Below are 15637 nucleotides of genomic sequence, written 5' to 3' on the forward strand. Positions count from 1 at the left end.
GGGGCGACGGACGACCACCTGACACGGAGCACGGGGCGCCGCCCCGCCCCCGCCCCCGGGCACGGGGCACGGGGCACGGGGCACGGGGCACGGGGCACGGGGCACGGGGCACGGGGCACGGGGCACGGGGCACGGGGCACCGCGTGAAGGTGTCGCGCGGACACGGCCATAACGAAGACGGCCTGTCCGAGAGAGTGTCCCTCGGCGCGACTTCTGTCGTACGGGCATGCCAGCTCCGGCTCCGTAAACGCCCTTGCGGTCCTTGGTAGGCCGGCCCCGAGTCAGCCGCGCAGCGACCCGTGTGCGCGGCTACATGCCGGTGGCCTTCAGGGCCAGCCAGAGCTCCATGCGGACGTCGGGGTCGTCGAGCGAGCGGCCGAGGATCTCCTCGACTCGTCGCATGCGGTAGCGCAGTGTGTGGCGGTGGACCCGGAGTTCGGCAGCCGCGGCGTCCCACTGGCCGTGCCGGGAGAGCCACGCCCGGAGACTCGCCACGAGGTCGCCCCGCCCCGTTGCGTCGTGGTCGTACAGCGCACGGAGCAGGCCGTCCGCGAAGGCCCGTACGGCGTCGTCGGCGAGGAGCGGCAGCACCGAACCGGCGGCGACCTGTTCGTGTTCGACGAGTACGCGACCGCGGCGGCGTGCTACGGAGAGGGCCTGCTCGGCCTGGCGGTAGGCGGTGGCCGCTGCCGTGGGCCCGGCGGGGGCGGAAAGGCCGATGACGAGACCATCGTCCGCGGGCGCGCTACTCCGGGCGCGGGGGCGCGCCGTACCGCCCCGGCGTGCCTCGGCCGCCTCGGCGTGCTCCGCGCAGGCCCTGACCGCCGCTCCCCCATCGGTGGCGAGCACGATCAAGCGCGCCCCGTCCGGAACGATGAGTACGGCCTCCCCAGTGCGTGCGGTCGCCGCCTCGATGGTGTCCACGAGCGAACCGAGTGGATCGGCGGTCGTCGTGGCCGGGGCGCCGCCGCAGAGGGGCGTGGCGGAACTGAGCGGCTGCGCCGGGGGCGCCGCCCCGTTCGAGGGGTCGTCCACGGTCGACGGGGCGCTCGGCGCCGCACCGTGCGGCGGTCCGTGAGCCTCCTGCGCGGTGCCGGGTTCCACGGCCGGAGCGGCATGAGCTTGCCTCGTGGAAGGGGCGGAGGGGGACGGAGCGGGAGCCGGGGCCGCCGTGTCGGCCCCGTGGGGCGCCGACGGGGCAGCGTGCGGCGTACTGGCCGGCCCCTCGGCGACGAGCATGCGGAACGGGGCGTCGAGCAGTTCGCCGTAGAGCTGGCCGGCCACGGCCCGCGCGTGGTCGGGCTCGCCCGCGAGGAGCATGCGGAGCAGCGCCGCACCGAGCCGTTGTTCGGCCTCGCGGAGCGCCCGGGAGCGCTCCGTGGTGAGGGTCAGCAGGGCGACGGCGGAGTGGACGGCGTAGCGTTCCGCGGTGCCCAACGGCGCCCCCGTACCGACGGCGAGGACGCCCCGTGTGCGCCGGCCGATGCCCAGCGTCTGGAGCTCCACCCGGTCGGCCACCTCCTCTTCGTCCCCGTCCGCTCCGCCGCCCCCGACGACGGCGCTCGCGGGGGCGGCTCGCTCGCGGAGCCGCTCGACGTCGCCGGTGAGCCTGGCCGCACGGCGCGCCGCCCAGTCGGGCGCGGAGCCGATGAGCGCGCCGGAGGCGTCGTAGAGGGCTGCCCAGCCGTTGAGGTGGGCGGCGAGCCTGGCCAGCAGCGCCGTGGGGCCCTCGGCGCCGATGGCGGCGCGGGTCAGCTCGCGCTGTGCCTCGAAGCCAGCGGTCACGGCGCGGTACTGGTCGGCGGCGATGGCGGCCGAGACGACCTTGCTGATCGCGATGAACGGGGTACGGCGCGGAACCCCGAGCAGCGGCAGCCCGGCCTCGCTGGCGGCCCGCACCAGGGCCGCCGGGGCCTGCTCGTAGTTGACGCCGACCGCGAAGCCGAGGCCGACGACGCCCGCGTCGACCAGCCGCCGGACGTAGCGGCGCATCGCCTCGGGGTCCTCGGCGTCCAGCTTCATCGCGGTGATCAGCAGCAGTTCGCCACCGTCCAGGTACGGCACGGGGTCGGGGAGCTCGCTGACATGCGCCCACCGCACGGGCGTGTCCAGCCGCCCCTCACCCGCGAGCACGGTCAGCTTCAGGGTGGAGTGGTGGACGAGTGAGGCGAGCGTGGGAGGCATGGCACCTTCGTTGCGGCTTCGGGCGGCTTCGCTTCGACGGGATGCGAAGAGTGCGCCGTCTCGTACGAACGGCTCCTTCCGATTCTGCCTCAATGGAGGAAAGCGCAGGTATCCCGTGCGCGGTAGGAGAGGGTGGGCAGGGGCCCGCGCCCTTGCCTGTCCACTCTCATCAGGGGTCGGTGATCAACCGTTCAGGTTGATCAGCACGGGTGGGGCGCTGTGGCCGCGTACGGACGTCAGCGACAGCACGGCGTGCCCGGGCGGTACCGCGTGCGCGAGCTCCGACGCCGACCAGCGCTCCCGCTCCACCGTCCGTACGGTCACGGACTGTGCGGTCGCAGCCTTGCCCGTCGCGACCCGGCGGATGAAGTGCAGCACCTTGGTCAGGGGCTCGTCCGAGATGATCTGCCGGTCGGTGACATCGCGTGTCTCCACCCACTCCTTGCCCCAGACCTCGGCGAAGTGCGCCCCGTCCCACGTCGTCAGCCCGGCGTACGCCATGCGGCAGCCCACCGCGCCGAGCAGGGCGCTGCGCAGGGCCTGCGGCACGTCGTCGAGGGTCCGAAGGGTGAGGACAGCGCCGGCGTTGGCCGAGCGCAGCCGCTGGAGGGCGCGCAGGGCCTCGGGCGTGACGGTGTGGGAGGCGTCATCGAGCACGAGGCAGGCGAACAGTGACCGGTCGGCGCGGCTGACGGCGCTTTCGGCGAACTGCGCCAGGACGAGGCGCGCGAGCAGCCGCGAGGCTTCGGCGTAACCCCGTTCCGGCAGGTCGATACGCACCCGAACCGGATGCTCCAGGGCGCGCAGCGAGAAGGGCCGGCTGGCTCCGTCGGTCTTGAAGAAGTGCGCGAAGGCGGGGCGGTCAAGGAGCGCGAGTCGCTCGGCGAGCACGGTGCCGATGTCGCCGGGCCGGGCGGCCTGGCGCTCCCTGGCGTCGAGTTCGCGGGCGTGCGCCTGCTGCCCAGTTGCTTCGAGCACCTTACGGAGCGCGAGCCAGGCCGACGGAGTGCCCTCCAGGAGCTCGCGCAGTTCGGGAACGGACGGGAAACGGCCGTGCGCCGCCCGGAAGGGGCCGAGGAGCTGCGCAATGGCGGTGCTGGCGCGCTGGCTCTCCCCGCCGGGCAGCGTGAGAGTCAGGTCGCCGAGCAGCGCTTCGGCCAACATGCCGCCTGCCTCGTCCGCGTCGGTGGCCCCGCCGTACAGGTCCAGGTCGTACGCCGAGTCCGACCGCCCGATCTTCACCACAACGTCGAACGCCTCGTCCGGCCCCAGGCCGGCACCCGCGGCCCCGACCACCACGACCGCGGCCTGTCCGGCGAGCGCCTGCAGGCACAGCGTCTCCACGACGGGGCCCACCAGCCGCGCCGTCTTCCCTGCCCCGGGCGGCCCGACCGCCAGCAGGGACGTCCCGAGCACCCCGGGGTCGACGGCCAGGCCGACGCCGCGGTGCTGGTACGGGTTACGAGGGTCGTCGGCGGCGGTGCCCAACCGCACCTGGCGGACGACCAGGTCGTGGCGGGCGATCCGTACGGGGAGGTCCCGTACCCCGGAGGGGTGCACGCACGCGGCGGCCCCGTGGCGCAACACGGTGTCGGTGAAGGCCGCCAGCCGGGAGGGCTGGGCGCGTGCGGAGGTCCACGCCTGTGCGATCCGGGCGTGGTCCACGTCGTTCATCAGCCCCGCGCGGGCATCGTGGGCCAGCCGATCGGCGGCATCCCTCGCTCCGGCCTGCCGCAGCTCGGGCCACTCGGCCGGGTCGGCTTCGGGGGTGGATGGGGGGCGAGAGGGGTCGGCGTTGTGCTCCTCCATGGCGCGGAGCAACGGGGCGAAGAGGCGGCGCAGGAGTTCGGGCCAGTGGCCTACGCGGCCGAAGATGAAGGCCAGGGCTGCCCAGATCAGCCAACGGTAGATCCGCGCCGCCCATAGTCCGATCGCCGACGACTTGTCATACCACGACTCGGGGGTAAGGAGGATGAGAGGTAGACGCCAGTAGTTACCCAGGTAGCGGTGCGACACGAGCTCCCACACCAGCCAGGCACACAAGAACGCCACCATCGCCCCACCCAACAACCTCGGGGTAGGAATCCGCTCCGGCTCCTCCGGAGGCTTGGGGCGGTACCCGAACGCCCAGATGCCTGGCTCCGCGAGTCGCCGCGGGGTGCGGAGCCACTCCAGGAACGGATGCTGTGCCGGCGGTGCCCCAGGCGGGCCAACTGGCACGGGCGGAGCCGCCGGCGCCCCGTTCCGCGGGCCGGTCAGGTACGGCTGGCTACCGACGAGCGGCGGCCCGCCGGGCGCCGGGCCGGATGTAGCCGGCGGGGGCGTCGTGGGCGGGGCGGGTACCTCAACGGGACGCTGGGGCACACCGTGCTGTCGCGGCGCCTCTGCCGAGTATGGAGGCCCAGGGGGTTGGGACGGATACGGGGCGGCCATCGGGGCGGGCGGCACCGTGGGACCGCCAGCAGGCCCAGCCGACGACGGGGGCCATAGCGGCGCCCCCTGGTCGCCCGCCCCCCTCACCGAGTCAGCGTACTTACGGGGCGGCTGTTGCCGATCGGCCGGGGGCGGCACGGTTTCCCGCCGCGCGCCGCGTGCGTCGTAGGTGCCCTCGGTATCCATCCGCTTTCCTTGCCCCCTGGCCTGACCTGCCGACTACCCACACTCAATTACCCGCGGCGCCGCACGGACCACACTCTCGGCACGTCACCGCGCGGCGAACCGGCGCCCGCCAACGGTGCGCCGTCGGGCCCCGTCGCCGCCTCGCCACTCCAGCCGCATCGACTCAGCATCCCCGCTCCCTCGGCGCTGCGACACCGACCCACACGCCCCGCCGTGCCACCGCTCCAGCCGCGTGCCGGCCTGCCGCGCGGCTCAGCGCGCTGGACGCGCCGCATGCTGGCGAGCCTCGGCGCCAGATCCCGCGACGCCTCAGCACACTCACGGGACGCTCCGCGGTACGGCGCTGATACGGGACGCTGCCGCCCCGTACTCGCTCCGTACCGCCCCGACGCGCTGTGACTACCGGCTCGCACGCCGGTATCTCATGCCCCATACTCCGCGCCACCCCCACGTCGCCCACCGATGCGCGCCGGTCCCGAGAGCCCTGAAACGGCCCATCGGCACCACGTTCGCCAGCTCGGCCCTGAGCCCGCACCGAGTCAGCGTCATGCGAGACCCTTCAACCGTCCCGCCGCTCAATCTAGTGTCCCAGCGCCGGCAGTTCCGCTGCCGCGTCCGGGGGCGCGTTGTTCGCTCTGCTATGTCCGAGCCCCGCGCTATGTCCGCCGCGGACAACGCAACACGCGCACTTCTCCCGAACGGAACATGCCCGGGCCGTGACGGCGCGCCTAGCCTGCGAAGTAAAGCCGCTGTCATTCCCTGCGTACCCCCTGGAGCCCCACATGACCGAACTGTCCGGAGGCCCCGCCCTCCCCCAGGAGCGCCGCCTCGTCACCGCCATCCCCGGCCCGAAGTCCCAGGAGCTGCTGGCCCGCAAGGGTGCGGCGGTCGCCGCAGGCGTCGGCAGCGTGCTGCCCGTCTTCGCCGCCCGTGCGGGTGGTGGCGTCATCGAGGACGTGGATGGCAACTCCCTGATCGATTTCGGCTCCGGTATCGCCGTGACCTCGGTCGGCTCCAGTGCCGAAGCGGTCGTACGTCGAGCCTCGGCGCAACTCGCCGACTTCACCCACACCTGTTTCATGGTGACGCCCTACGAGGGCTACATCGCCGTCTGTGAGGAGCTGGCCAAGCTCACTCCCGGTGACCACGCGAAGAAGTCCGCGCTGTTCAACTCCGGCGCCGAGGCCGTCGAGAACGCGGTGAAGATCGCCCGCGCCTACACCAAGCGCCAGGCCGTCGTCGTCTTCGACCACGGCTACCACGGGCGCACCAACCTCACCATGGCGCTCACCGCCAAGAACATGCCCTACAAGCACTCCTTCGGCCCCTTCGCGCCCGAGGTCTACCGGGTCCCGGTCGCCTACCCCTACCGCTGGCTGACCGGCGCGGAGAACTGTGCGGAAGAGGCCGCCGCCCAGGCCATCGACATGATCAGCAAGCAGGTCGGGGCCGAGAACGTCGCTGCCATCGTCATCGAGCCGGTGCTCGGCGAGGGTGGCTTCATCGAGCCGGCCAAGGGCTTCCTGCCGAAGATCGTCGAGTTCGCCAAGGACAACGGCATCGTCTTCGTCGCGGACGAGATCCAGTCCGGCTTCTGCCGCACCGGTCAGTGGTTCGCCTGCGAGGACGAGGGCATCGTGCCCGACCTGATCACCACCGCCAAGGGTATCGCCGGCGGCCTGCCGCTCGCCGCCGTGACCGGTCGCGCCGAGATCATGGACGCCGCGCACAGCGGTGGCCTCGGTGGTACGTACGGCGGCAACCCGGTGGCCTGTGCGGCAGCCCTGGGTTCGATCGAGACCATGCGCGAACTCGATCTGAACGCGAAGGCAAAGCGCATCGAGGAGGTCATGAAGGGCCGCCTGGGCGCCATGCAGGAGAAGTTCGAGATCATCGGCGACATCCGTGGCCGCGGCGCGATGATCGCGATCGAGCTGGTACAGCCGGGCTCCAAGGACCCGAACCCGAGCGCCACCGGCGCCCTGGCCAAGGCCTGCCACGCTGCCGGCCTGGTGGTGCTCACCTGTGGGACGTACGGCAACGTGCTGCGCTTCCTGCCGCCGCTGGTGATCGGCGAGGACCTGCTCAACGAGGGCCTCGACATCCTGGAGGAGGCTTTCACCCAGCTCTGACCCCGGCGGCAAGGGTCCGCCCCGTCGCCCCGTCCTGCCCCCCGCCCCGTCGCCGTACGGAGCCCGGGGTGAGGCAGGACGGGGCGGTTACGGGGCCCGAACCGCACCTGGCCTACTGCCACCCCTCAAAGCGCCCCGTGTCACCCCGCCGTTCGCCCTCTGTGCGCGTGTCCGCGCCCGGTGCGGCCGAAAAGTACGGCCGCACACCTCGCATGAGCTCCCACGCCACACGCCGCGTGGCACCGGACCAGGAAGCGGGCGACGAGCGGCGACAATGGAGGCCACAGAGAGCGGCTACGGGGCGGGAACGGAGCGCGCGGGGATGGGCGGACAGCACACTGGGGAGGGACAGGCTCACCTCGTGAAGAAGATGTGCGAGGGCAATGTCGAGCAAGTGATCCAGCTATCCGCCACGTCGGGCCTGACGTACGGTTCCCGCAGATGAGAGAAACACCCCGCTCACAGGAGACTGTGAGCGACGCCGGGCCGGTGCATCCCCAGCCCCGTTCCGGCCGCGCCATGACGCGCACCACTGGAGTCTCTGGCTCTGGATCTCCTCACCGATCGGATGGCCGCCCGCCCCACACCCCCCGGGGCGCGCGGCGCCTCGGTCGCTCCGGCGGCCCCGGGACCACCCCCCTTGTTCCGGGGCTGCCCTTTCCTCGTCGCGCGTTTCTCGTCGTCGTGGGCGGCGCGGTGTCGCTTCTCGTCCTCATCACCTGGCAGGTGGCCGCCCATGGCCCCCTCCGTGCATTCGACGAGCGGCTGAGCCACGACATCGCGCAGCACGGGGACGTGCCGTCCGGGTATTCGGCTTCGACCTTCGTCGCCGTCCTGGCCGAGTTCGGCGCGGATCTCGGCGGCGTCGTCGCCGTCCTGCCGGCCCTGGCAGCGGCGGTGTCGGTCGCGGCGTGGCGCGGCTACCGCGTACGGCTCCGTCTGTGGTGGCTGCCGCCCCTGACGGCGGCGCTCGCCTTGGGCGCCGTACCCGCGCTCGTCGCCCCGTTGAAGGCATGGCTCGGGCGGCCTGGCCCAAACGGTGCCCCGATCGCACCCGGGAACGGCTACTACCCCTCCGGCCACGCCGCCACCGCCGCCGTCGGCTACGGAGCGGTGCTCCTGCTGATCGCCTTCACCTGGGCCATCGCGCGCCCGCAGGCGCCGTCGGAAGCGCCCGAGGCACCCCCCACGACAGTCGCCCCCACCGTGCACACCATGCCCCGTGCCGCCTGGTGGTGGAGCATGGCCGCTCTGGCATGCCTGAACGCAGGTGTCGGTCTGGGCTTGGTACGACGGGGCTACCACGGGCCCCTGGACGTACTGGGCAGTTGGTGCCTGTCCGTGCTCCTACTGAGCTGCGTCGCCTGGTCGGTGGGGCGGGCGCTTTCCGTCAACCGCCCTGCCCCGGCGCCGGCTCGTGGCCCGCAGCCGCCTCGTGCATCGCCAACTCCAGCGCCACCGGATCGATGAGCGTGCCGGAGCCGTCCGGCGGGCTGATCCACCGCACCCCGCCCGCTGCCCGCCCGGGGTAGGGCACCACGACCCAACTGCCGCACCCCGCGCCTCGTACGCCGGTGGCTACCCACCCCGCGGCGGTATCGGGCGGCACGAAGAACCCGACCCGCGAGGCGTTGAAATCGCCCAGCACGGGGCCGACCGGCCCGACGTAGCGGCGCAGTACGTCGTACGTCTCGCCGCCGAGCTCCCCCGGCATGATGAGAACGTCCCACAACCGCCCAGCAGGGAGCAGCGCCACTCCTAACGGATTGCGCCCCCACTCCGCGAGGCAAGCTCCCGCGTCAGGCGCTGCCGCCGCCAGCCACCGCACCGCGTCCGTCGCCCCCGTACCACTCATACTCCCTGGCCCCTCTCGTTTCGCGTCGTCGTGCGTGTCAGAGAGGAGAGGGGGGCCGTGACCGTTCCTTACTCCATTACTGCTACCAGTTGGTAGTGAGGCGCGCCACTCTCGTCCCGGGCGGGCCGCCCCTGGGCTTGGAAGGCTCTCGTGGAGGGCTGCTCGTCGCCCCGCGAGCGGTACGGAGCGCCGCGCCCCTCGCCGCTCGCCGCTCGCTCCGTGCTCCGTGCTCCGTGCTCCGTGCTCCGTGCTCCCAGGCAGGATCACCGCTCCGTTCCGTGCTTCGCACGTCGGTCGTCGCGGTGTCGCCAGGCCCCGGCAATGTGTCGGGGCCCAGGCCCGCCAGTCCCACCTGCTCGCCTTGTGCCACCGCGCCTCGCGGTTTCCCTGCCCGAGTGAAGACGCACTCCCGTCTCTTAAGAGGATCGATCGCCGCTGGCCGCCCCTCCCTGTGCGACTGACACAATCCCTTCCATGGGGCAGGCAGAGATCGACTCGGACGGTACGCATGCGCACGGCGAGCCGACGAGTGTGGCGGAACTGGCGGAGCGCGCGGCGCAGGGCGAGCGGTTCAAGTACTTCTACTTCTGGGGGCACCAACCGCGCCGGGCCGGCTCCGTGGGCGCCGAGTGCTTCAGCCAGTGGTTTCCATCCCCGTTCGTCGTGGATCGGGTCACCTACGCGACAGCTGAGCACTGGATGATGGCAGGCAAGGCCCGACTGTTCGGCGACGCCGAGGCGGAGCGTCGTGCCATCGCCGCTTCGCACCCTGGCCAGGCCAAGGAGATCGGCCGCTCCGTGCGCGGATTCGACGATGTGGTGTGGCGCGAGCGGCGCTTCGAGCTCGTGGTGCGAGGCAGCGTCGAGAAGTTCAGGCAGCACCCGGAGATGCGCGACTACTTGCTGAGCACGGGAGTACGCGTGCTCGTCGAGGCCAGCCCCGTGGACCGCATCTGGGGCATCGGGCTGAGCGCGGACGACGAGCGTGCCGCCGTGCCACGACAGTGGGAGGGGCAGAACCTCCTCGGCTTCGCCCTGATGGAGGCCCGTCGCCGGCTGGCGTAGTCACGGCCGGACGGCCACCGCCGGCACGAGCGGCGCTTCCTCCCAAGAACCCCGGGCACGGTGCGGCCGGGGCACGGGGCACGGGGCCAACGGGCGGGAGGCACGGGGCACGGGGCACGGGGCACGGGGCACGGGGCACGGGGCACGGGGCACGGGGCACGGGGCCTGACTCTGTACGAGCCCGCGCCGGCATGGGGGACAGACGCCTCGCCGCGCCCCCTCCCGTACGCCGGCGCCCAAGCGCAGGCTTCGCCGGGCAGAAGGGGCCTCAGGCTGAGCCCGCTACGCCCCTCCCACCGAAACCTTCCGCCAGCACCCGGGCCCGCACCAGCGCCGTGCTGCCATACGGCTCGTCACGCTCGCCCTCGCCGTCCTCGTCGACACCGGTCACGGCGTAGACGAAGATCATGGCCACGCTCGCCGCACAGGCGACGATCCCGATGATGATGCCGGCCAGCGCGGCGCCACCGTTGTTCGCCTCACCGCGCCGCGCCTTACCCCGCCCGAGTGCGCCGAAGATGATCGCCAGGGCGCCCAGGACGATGCCGAAGACGATGCTGAAGAACAGCACGAGCCCGACGATTCCCAGCACCAGTGCGGCGGTGCCCTGCGCGTTGTTCGGCCGCCACACATCATGGGACCATCCCGCTCCGTACGGCACTGGGTGCGCGTACGCCTGCCCCGCATGCGCGTGGCCCGCCCCGTAGCCGGGATAGCTCGGGCCGCCGGGGGCGTACGGCCCCTGCCCGTAGCCGCTCGGGACATGGCTGCCCGGACCATACGAGGCGGCGCCGTGCGCGTAGGCGCTCGGTGTCCCCGGCCCCGTCGGGGCCATGGGGGGCGGAGGAACGGTGCTCGAACCCGCCGCACCATGCGACGGCCACCCTGCCGGGTGATAGGCCCCAACGGGTCCATGCACGCCAGGCCCCGGCGCCCCCGTGGGCGGCACAGCCTGGGACGGAGCTGAGGAGCCCGCCGCGCCGTTTACCCCGGGCGGCGTGGCCGCGACTTCGCCCGGCACCGACGATCGCGGCTGTCCGGGCGTCGCCGGGGGGACCTGGTCCTGCGGCTCGGAGTCGGGCGCGACGGAAGGCACTGCCTCCGGGCCACCAGACGACGGGGCGGGTGTTGGCTGCTCGTGCTCATCGGACATGTCGCTCCCCCAAGGGCATCTGCTCGTGCCGCGGCCTGTTGCTACGGGGCCTACGCCCCGGTTCTACGATGATCCAAGCGTGCCCCTTCCCGGGCCCCGCCCCCAGGAGGTCTTGTTGTCCGATATCACCGCCTTCATCGCTGGGCTACCGAAGGCCGAACTCCATGTGCATCACGTGGGCTCCGCCTCTCCCCGCATCGTCGCCGAACTCGCCGCCCGACACCCCGACTCCAAGGTCCCCCAGGACCCGGCGGCGCTTGTCGACTTCTTCACCTTCCGGGACTTCGCGCACTTCATCGAGGTCTACCTCTCCGTTGTGGATCTGATCCGGGACGCGGAGGACGTACGACTCCTGACGTACGAGATCGCCCGGGACATGGCTCGGCAGAACATCCGGTACGCGGAGCTGACCGTTACCCCGTTCAGTTCCATCCGGCGAGGCATAGCCGATGCGGCGTTCGTGGAGGCCATCGAGGACGCGCGCAAGGGAGCCGAGACGGAGCTCGGCGTCTCGCTCCGTTGGTGCTTCGACATCCCGGGTGAGGCCGGTCTGGAGGCCGCGGAGGAGACCACGCGCATGGCGCTGGACCTCCAGCCCGACGGCCTGCTCAGCTTCGGCCTGGGAGGCCCGGAGATCGGCGTGCCGCGGCCCCAGTTCAAGCCCTTCTTCGACCGGGCCATCGCGGCCGGGCTGCACAGCGTGCCGCACGCGGGTGAGACCACGGGGCCGCAGACCATCTGGGACGCCCTCACCGAGCTCCGCGCCGAGCGCATCGGCCACGGCACCTCCAGCACACAGGACCCGAAGCTGCTCCAGTTCCTGGCGGAGCACCAGATCCCGCTTGAGGTCTGCCCGACCTCCAACATCGCCACGCGGGCGGTGACGACGCTGGAGGAACACCCGATCAGGGACATGGTCGCGGCGGGCGTTCTCGTGACCGTCAACACCGACGACCCGCCCATGTTCGGCACGGACCTCAACAACGAGTACGCCGTGGCGGCGCGCCTGCTGGACCTCGACGCCACGGGGGTGGCCGCGCTGGCGAAGAACGCCGTGACCGCGTCGTTCCTCGATGCCGCGGGCAAGGCCAAGCTCACGGCGGAGATCGACGCGTACACGGCGGAGGCAGTGGCCGGGTAGTTCGTACGTGTGGGTGGCACGGACGGCACACCGTATTGAGCGCCCCGTCCCCGCCTCTCGGCCCGCCCCGTGCCTCGTGCTCCGCGCCTCCGGGTGCCCCGGCTCCGTACTCCAAAATGTCCCGCCTCCGCACGGGGCCGGGGCGGGTCGCCCGCTCCGTGCCCCGGCACCGTGCGATCCCGGCTGGACATCCGCTCCGTGCCTCACACGGACCGTCGAGCAGGGCGGGCGACGACGCCCCAGCCGCCCCTCGGGCACGGAGCGCGGGGCACGGGGCACGGACCCGCAACGGAGCGGAGGGAAGGCACCGCGGCAACAATGGAGCGCATGTTCACCAGAACCGCACCACGCGTCAGCAACTTCACCGCCGTAGCCCATCGCGGCGATCCGTACGAGCAGCGCGAGAACACTCTGGCCTCGATCCGCTCCGCGATGCGCGCGGGCGCCGACGCCGTGGAGGTCGACGTACGGATCACGCGCGACAACGTGCCCGTCCTGCTGCACGATGCGTCCCTCAAGCGGCTGTGGGGACACGATCGCCCCCTCGCGAGCCTCACGGCGGACGAGGTGGGGGCCATCACGGGGGATGGGGTGCCGACCCTGCGGGACGCCCTCGGCGAGTTGGCCAAAGGCACGCGCACCGTGCGCGCCATGATCGACCTGCCCGCTGCTTCAGCCGTGCCCGCGACACTTGCCACGGTGCGCGAGGCCGGCGTGTTGGAGCACGTGTACTACTGCGGCAATCTGGCCGCGCTGCGCGCCGTGCGACGCGCGGAACCCGATGCGGAGATCGCCTTCACCTGGACGACACTCGCCCCGCCGCGCCCCGATCTGGTGGCAGAGCTACGCCCGCGATGGCTGAACTACCGGTTCGGCATCGTGTCCCCTGCCTTGGTGGAGCGGGCGCACGCCGACGGCATCCTGGTGTCCGCCTGGACAGCGGACACCAAGCGCACGATGCGGCGCTTGCTCCGCGCAGGCGTAGACGGCATCACCACCAACCGCATCAGCACACTGCGCGCCCTGGTCGGGCAAGGAGCACCCAACGGTCGGTGATGTCCGTCATCGATGGCGCCGGCGGACCGTGCTACATGCGGCCTCACACGCGCCGTTGACTGACGGCAGGTCGGCGCCGTCGATACGGAAGGGACTTACGCGCGGCCCCAGCCCTGCCTACGGCGCCACAGCCCGCCCCCGTCCCTACGGGACCCCTGTGGCTCCGTACAACAACCTCGCCTCACCGAAGACCGCCCGCCGTGCACCGTCGCAGGGACAGCCGCCCCGTGCCCCGTGCCCCGTGCCCCGTGCCCCCAGGCAGGATCACCGCTCCGGTGCTCCGGTGCTCCGTGTCCCGTGCTCCGTGTCCCGTGCTCCGTGCTCCGTGCTCCGTGCTCCGTGCTCCGTGCTCCGTGCTCCGTGCTCCGTGCTCCGTGCTCCAGCATGAAGCCCGGTCTCGTCGTTGCACCCCGCTCCCAGGCGACCAGGCAGCCACCACCCCCTCGTCCCCGCCGACCCCGCACACCCAAGCACTGCGCGCCCACCTCCCGCAGCGCCCCCGCCCCGCCCCGCTGCCACACCCCACACAGCACGGCGGGCCGGACCCGTACGGCATTCCGTACGAGACCGACCCACCTCCGACACACACCGCAACGCCCCACCCCGAGCCGCGACGCAGCCACGCACACGGCACCGTGTTCACGCCCCGCACCGCGTCACTGAGCCACGCCCGCCGGCAACGCGCACCCACCAGCATCCAACCGGCCAGCCGCCGTCATCAGTACGCACTCACAGCGGCACCCAGCCCGCCGGTCACCGAAAGGCCACGCGGCTCCGCTCCGCGCCACAGACGCCGAACGAAGACGCACCCGGCGGCGCATAACCTGCCGCCGTTCAGCCGTCCAGCGACGTCATGACGTGCTTCACGCGCGTGTAGTCGTCGAAGCCGTAGGCGGACAGGTCCTTGCCGTAACCCGACTTCTTGAAGCCGCCGTGGGGCATCTCCGCCACGAGCGGGATGTGCGTGTTGATCCACACGCAGCCGAACTCCAGCGCCTTGGACAGCCGCATGGCGCGCGCGTGGTCCTTCGTCCAGACGGACGACGCCAGGGCGTACTCGACGCCGTTGGCGTAGTTGATGGCCTGTTCCTCGTCGGTGAAGGACTGGACGGTGATGACGGGGCCGAAGACCTCGTTCTGGATGATCTCGTCGTCCTGCTTCAGGCCGGACACGACGGTGGGGGCGTAGAAGTACCCCTTGTCGCCGACACGCTGGCCGCCCGTCTCCACCTTCGCGTGGGCCGGGAGCCGGTCGATGAAGCCGGAAACCTGGGCGAGCTGGTTGGCGTTGTTCAGCGGGCCGTAGAGCACGTCCTCGTCGTCCGGCGCGCCTGTCTTGATCTCGGCGGCAGCCTTGGCCAGAGCCGCGACGAACTCGTCGTGGATGGACTCGTGCACCAGCACGCGGGTCGCGGCGGTACAGTCCTGGCCCGCGTTAAAGAAACCCGCCGTCGAGATGTCCTCGACGGCCTTGGCCATGTCGGTGTCCTCGAAGACCACGACGGGGGCCTTGCCGCCGAGCTCCAGGTGGACCCGCTTGATGTCCTTGGACGCGCTCTCGGCGACCTGCATGCCGGCGCGTACGGAACCGGTGATGGAGACCATGGCGGGGACCGGGTGCTCGACCATGCGGCGGCCCGTGTCGCGGTCGCCGCACACGACGTTGAAAACGCCCTTGGGGTGGCCGAGGTCGGCCAGCACGCCACCGATGATCTCGGCCATCAGAACGGTCGACGCCGGGGTGGTGTCCGAGGGCTTCAGGACGACCGTGTTGCCCGCCGCGAGGGCGGGGGCGAACTTCCAGACGCCCATCATCATCGGGTAGTTCCACGGCGCGACCTGCGCACAGACACCGATCGGCTCGCGGCGGATGAAGGACGTCAGCCCCTCCATGTACTCGCCCGCCGAGCGCCCCTCCAGCATGCGGGCCGCCCCGGCGAAGAAGCGAATCTGGTCGACCATCGGCGGGATCTCCTCGGTCCGCGTGAGGCCGAGCGGCTTGCCGGTGTTCTCCGACTCAGCCGCGATGAGTTCCTCCGCGCGCTCCTCGAACGCGTCGGCGATCTTGAGGAGGAGCTTCTGCCGCTCGGCCGGCACCACGTCCCGCCACGCCGGGAAAGCGGCCTCAGCAGCCGCCATCGCGGCGTCCACGTCCGCCGCGCCAGACAGCGGAGCGGTGGCGTACGCCTCCCCGGTGACCGGGTTGACCACCTCGGTGGTCCGCCCGTCAGCGGCGTCCTGGAACTCCCCGTCGATGTAGTTGCGCAAACGACGCAGCTCGGTGGTCACTGCCACCCCTCCCTGCCTGGTGTCCGATGGGTGAGACACCCACCCTAGCCTCTCGGGTGACGCTTTCGACATACCCACTCGCCGAAAGCTACGGAATCAGCACACCTATCGAACTCAAACAACGAATTCCGGCGAACTTGGGT

General features: G+C 71.9%; 10 protein-coding genes. 5 read left to right on the top strand and 5 right to left on the bottom strand.

The window, feature by feature from the left end; all coding sequences use genetic code 11:
* Positions 1-309 precede the first annotated feature (309 nt).
* Together H7H31_RS07735 and H7H31_RS07740 are read right to left on the bottom strand one after the other, a co-directional pair.
* Positions 310-2184: a PucR family transcriptional regulator gene (locus tag H7H31_RS07735; RefSeq protein WP_187062064.1), complete on the bottom strand. Its 1875-nt coding sequence runs from the start codon at positions 2182-2184 to the stop codon at positions 310-312.
* A 183-nt stretch (positions 2185-2367) separates the two neighbouring features.
* Positions 2368-4617 carry a type IV secretory system conjugative DNA transfer family protein gene (locus H7H31_RS07740; protein ID WP_390857655.1) on the bottom strand — a complete coding sequence of 750 codons (2250 nt, stop codon included), beginning with the start codon at positions 4615-4617 and terminating at the stop codon, positions 2368-2370.
* Positions 4618-5585: 968 nt separating this feature from the next.
* Here H7H31_RS07740 and gabT point away from each other — a divergent pair.
* Both gabT and H7H31_RS07750 read left to right on the top strand, forming a co-directional pair.
* On the top strand, positions 5586-6935 hold the full coding sequence (gene gabT, locus H7H31_RS07745; RefSeq protein WP_187062065.1) for a 4-aminobutyrate--2-oxoglutarate transaminase: 1350 nt from the start codon (positions 5586-5588) through the stop codon (positions 6933-6935).
* Between the two features lie 684 nt (positions 6936-7619).
* Positions 7620-8405, top strand: coding sequence for a phosphatase PAP2 family protein (locus tag H7H31_RS07750; protein ID WP_332112634.1), 786 nt, complete (start codon positions 7620-7622; stop codon positions 8403-8405).
* Here H7H31_RS07750 and H7H31_RS07755 read toward each other — a convergent pair.
* The gene (locus H7H31_RS07755; protein ID WP_187062067.1) at positions 8326-8790 is read right to left on the bottom strand and encodes a hypothetical protein; all 465 of its coding nucleotides are present in this window, start codon (positions 8788-8790) and stop codon (positions 8326-8328) included. The genes H7H31_RS07750 and H7H31_RS07755 overlap by 80 nt on opposite strands.
* 474 nt (positions 8791-9264) lie before the next feature.
* Here H7H31_RS07755 and H7H31_RS07760 point away from each other — a divergent pair, with 474 nt between their 5' ends.
* Complete coding sequence (locus H7H31_RS07760; protein WP_187062068.1) at positions 9265-9855, top strand: NADAR family protein; 591 nt, start codon at positions 9265-9267, stop codon at positions 9853-9855.
* A gap of 268 nt (positions 9856-10123) precedes the next feature.
* Here the strand turns inward: H7H31_RS07760 and H7H31_RS07765 are convergent, their stop codons facing one another.
* Positions 10124-10447: a DUF4190 domain-containing protein gene (locus tag H7H31_RS07765; protein ID WP_187062069.1), complete on the bottom strand. Its 324-nt coding sequence runs from the start codon at positions 10445-10447 to the stop codon at positions 10124-10126.
* Positions 10448-11123: 676 nt separating this feature from the next.
* On the opposite strand from H7H31_RS07765, the gene H7H31_RS07770 reads away from it, so the two are divergent.
* The gene (locus H7H31_RS07770; protein WP_187062070.1) at positions 11124-12149 is read left to right on the top strand and encodes an adenosine deaminase; all 1026 of its coding nucleotides are present in this window, start codon (positions 11124-11126) and stop codon (positions 12147-12149) included.
* Between the two features lie 327 nt (positions 12150-12476).
* Positions 12477-13205 (top strand): glycerophosphodiester phosphodiesterase, encoded by a 729-nt coding sequence (locus H7H31_RS07775; protein WP_187062071.1) that lies wholly within the window; start codon positions 12477-12479, stop codon positions 13203-13205.
* 834 nt (positions 13206-14039) lie between these two features.
* Here H7H31_RS07775 and H7H31_RS07780 read toward each other — a convergent pair.
* Positions 14040-15494 (bottom strand): gamma-aminobutyraldehyde dehydrogenase, encoded by a 1455-nt coding sequence (locus H7H31_RS07780; RefSeq protein WP_187060046.1) that lies wholly within the window; start codon positions 15492-15494, stop codon positions 14040-14042.
* Positions 15495-15637 lie beyond the last annotated feature (143 nt).

Source organism: Streptomyces buecherae, assembly GCF_014295035.1.
Classification (GTDB): Bacteria; Actinomycetota; Actinomycetes; order Streptomycetales; family Streptomycetaceae; genus Streptomyces; species Streptomyces youssoufiensis.

What these genes read in the sequence shown, in the direction of transcription:
- gabT (WP_187062065.1), top strand. Translation starts at nt 5,586, where the DNA reads ATGACCGAACTGTCCGGAGGCCCCGCCCTCCCCCAGGAGCGCCGCCTC.
- H7H31_RS07755 (WP_187062067.1), bottom strand. Translation starts at nt 8,790, where the DNA reads ATGAGTGGTACGGGGGCGACGGACGCGGTGCGGTGGCTGGCGGCGGCA.
- H7H31_RS07740 (WP_390857655.1), bottom strand. Translation starts at nt 4,617, where the DNA reads ATGGCCGCCCCGTATCCGTCCCAACCCCCTGGGCCTCCATACTCGGCA.
- H7H31_RS07775 (WP_187062071.1), top strand. Translation starts at nt 12,477, where the DNA reads ATGTTCACCAGAACCGCACCACGCGTCAGCAACTTCACCGCCGTAGCC.
- H7H31_RS07735 (WP_187062064.1), bottom strand. Translation starts at nt 2,184, where the DNA reads ATGCCTCCCACGCTCGCCTCACTCGTCCACCACTCCACCCTGAAGCTG.
- H7H31_RS07760 (WP_187062068.1), top strand. Translation starts at nt 9,265, where the DNA reads ATGGGGCAGGCAGAGATCGACTCGGACGGTACGCATGCGCACGGCGAG.